3 protein-coding genes are annotated in these 2,683 nt (G+C 67.0%); all 3 read right to left on the bottom strand.

Translation table 11 applies throughout. The annotated features are described in order from the left end of the window. The coding region (locus tag VFS34_00065; GenBank protein HET9792826.1) for a serine/threonine-protein kinase at positions 1–882 on the bottom strand (882 nt) is incomplete at its 3' end. A gap of 245 nt (positions 883–1,127) precedes the next feature. After that, the gene (locus tag VFS34_00060; protein ID HET9792825.1) at positions 1,128–1,607 is read right to left on the bottom strand and encodes a carboxymuconolactone decarboxylase family protein; all 480 of its coding nucleotides are present in this window, start codon (positions 1,605–1,607) and stop codon (positions 1,128–1,130) included. Positions 1,608–1,856: 249 nt separating this feature from the next. Continuing rightward, positions 1,857–2,510, bottom strand: coding sequence for a Yip1 family protein (locus VFS34_00055; protein HET9792824.1), 654 nt, complete (start codon positions 2,508–2,510; stop codon positions 1,857–1,859). Between the last annotated feature and the right edge of the window lie 173 nt (positions 2,511–2,683).

Here is a 2,683-nt window from a genome sequence, read left to right as displayed (position 1 = left end):
GCGTCCGGCGGCGGAGCCGGAAACCGAGGAGGAGCCGCCCGCTTCCGAGATCGCGAACGCGAGATCCCGCGCCGACTGGAATCTCTGCTCGGGCTTCTTCTCGAGGCACCGCCGCACGATGTGATCGAGCGCCGCCGAGATCCGCCCTCCCGACTCCGCGATCTCCTCCGGCTCCTCCCGCAGGATCGCGGTCATCGACTCGGCCGCCGTCTCGCGGCCGAACGCGCGGCGACCGGTCAACATCTCGTAGAGAACCGCGCCGAGCGAGAAGATGTCGCTCCGCGCGTCGGCCGCCTTGCCGCGGACCTGCTCGGGAGACATGTAGCCGACCGTTCCGAGGATCGCGCCGGGCTCCGTTCCGACCGCGGCCGTGGGAGAGTGCGAATCGCTCGAGTCGGTGAACGGCGTGAGGCGGGCGAGCCCGAAGTCGAGGATCTTCACGCGGCCGTCGCGCGTCACGAAGAGGTTCTCGGGCTTCAGGTCCCGGTGAACGACCCCCTTCTCGTGCGCGGCCGCCAGCCCGTCGGCGATCTGCCGCGCGTAGTCGGCGGCCTTCCGCGGCGCGATCCTTCCCTCCTCGAGCTCGTCGCGCAGCGTCTGGCCTTCGAGGAGCTCCATGACCGCGAACGAGACGCCTTCGTGCTGTCCCGCGTCGTGGAGCGCCAGGATGTTCGGGTGCGAGAGGCCGGCGACCGCGCGCGCCTCGCGCTCGAACCGTCCCATTGCCTCCGCATCGTCGGCGAAGCGCTCGGGGAGCACCTTGATGGCGACGTCCCGCCCGAGCCGCGGGTCTTTGGCCCGGTACACTTCTCCCATTCCCCCGGCCCCGAGAGGCGAGAGGATTTCGTACGGACCCAGCTTCTCGCCGGCGGAAAGGGTCACGGAGCTTGTCCTCGATCGCCCGGAAGTGAAAGAGGACGCGTCCTCCGCAGCCATGGCGAAGGACAGGAACCGAGCTTGGTACCGGCCGAGATGCTCAAAGGTTCAGTGCGAGAGATTCTATGCTCTCGGCCGCCTTTCGCGTCTCATCCTTGTCGACGCATCCCGGACCCCGTTCGCTCCTCATCCGGACGTCGTCTTGCTCCGTCGGGGCGGAGCGCCCGGGGCCGTCCGCGCGGCGTCGCGGACTAGGCTTTTACCGGCTGCTCCTTTGCCCACTGCCCGGGCTGGTAGGTCCCGGCCGGCGAACGGAAGGCGATATTCAGACGGTTCCACCCGTTGATCGCGACGATGCCGAGCGTGAGGTCGGCGAGCTCCTTTTCGTCGAAGTGCCGGCGCGCCTCTTCGAACACCGCGTCGGGAACGTGGTCGGAGAGACGGGTGACCGCTTCCGTCCACGCGAGAGCGGCGCGCTCGCGATCGGAGTAGTAGGGCGATTCCCGCCAGGCGTCGAGGCCGTAGAGCCGCTGCTCGTCCTCGCCTTCCGCGCGGAGGTCCTTCCAGTGCATGTCGAGGCAGTAGGCGCAGCCGTTGATCTGCGATGCCCGGAGATAGACGAGATTGAGGAGCTTCCGGTCGAGCCCGCACCGAGTCAGGTATTTCTCGATGCCGAGCATGGCGTTGACGGCTCCGGACGCGACTTTCGAGTAATCGATTCGGGTTTCCATGCAGTTACCCCCTTCTTACTCCAAAGCCCAACGGAGCGCTCGAAATTCCCGCACGGGTGCCATCTTCGCCGCGACGCCGCAAAGGAGGCAGTCCATGAATCCGGTCATCCGGTCGGAGGGTCGCGGGTCTTCGGTCGCGAGTCGCGAGAAGTTGGCTGCTCGTCGCAGCGGTCATCGATCGGAGATCGCCGCTGCTGAACTCGCAATGTGCGGCCAGCCCGGCAGAGCGCGCCCCCACGAAGTCGGACGCTATCGCGACGTCGCCGCGAGCATGACCAGGAGCAGTATCGCGAAGGGCAGCACGAGGGCGGCGACCGCCCTTCCCAGCGACATTCGGTGCATCCGCGCCACGCCCGGAAAGACCAGAACGAGGCACCAGACGAACGCGATGAGGGAGCCCACCAGCGGAACGACCTGTCCCACGAGCCCGGCGGAGCCGTAGGCCGCCACGCGGAAGCTTCGCTCGAATCCCGACGTCGAGCGCTTCCGGCCTCCGACGAGAAGGACGCCCGCGTGGATGACCGCCGCGACGACGAAGACGAAGAGCGTCACGACGACGCCGTTCACGATCGGGGAAATCACGATGTTGATCTTCGACAAGGGAAGAAGGGCGCGGCCGCTGATCCAGGGGAGATTCGGGGGCCGGAGCGTCGGATTGCGACGCAGCATCCACTGGAAGAGGACGAGGTTGTACGCCGCCGTGAAGAGCGAGCCGACGGCGCCGCACACGGCCGCGAAGATGAGCGGCCCGGAATAGCCTCCGCCCTCGGGCGTCGCGTCCCAGGCCTTTCGCGGGTGGAGGAACGCCGCGACGGTCTTCGCGAACGCCGTCTCGAGATCCATCTCGGATCGGCGCTCCCAGGGGATCACCTCGCCGGCTCTTTCCGTCGTTTCGTCGGGCATGTGCTCTCGAACGTCGAAATCCTACATGGACTGCGAGTCGGAAAGTCGCGAGTCGGAAAGTCGAAAGTCAGGATTCGAAGTATCCGCCACTCATTCCCCGCGGTCATCGATCGCCCGAGGCCGCGCGCACGCTGACTGAAATATCATCCGACCATCTGCAAGCGTTCGAGACG

The sequence above is a fragment of the Thermoanaerobaculia bacterium genome (assembly GCA_035717485.1).
Lineage (GTDB): Bacteria > Acidobacteriota > Thermoanaerobaculia > UBA5066 > DATFVB01 > DATFVB01.
This window is presented reverse-complemented; position numbering and strand designations above follow the sequence as displayed.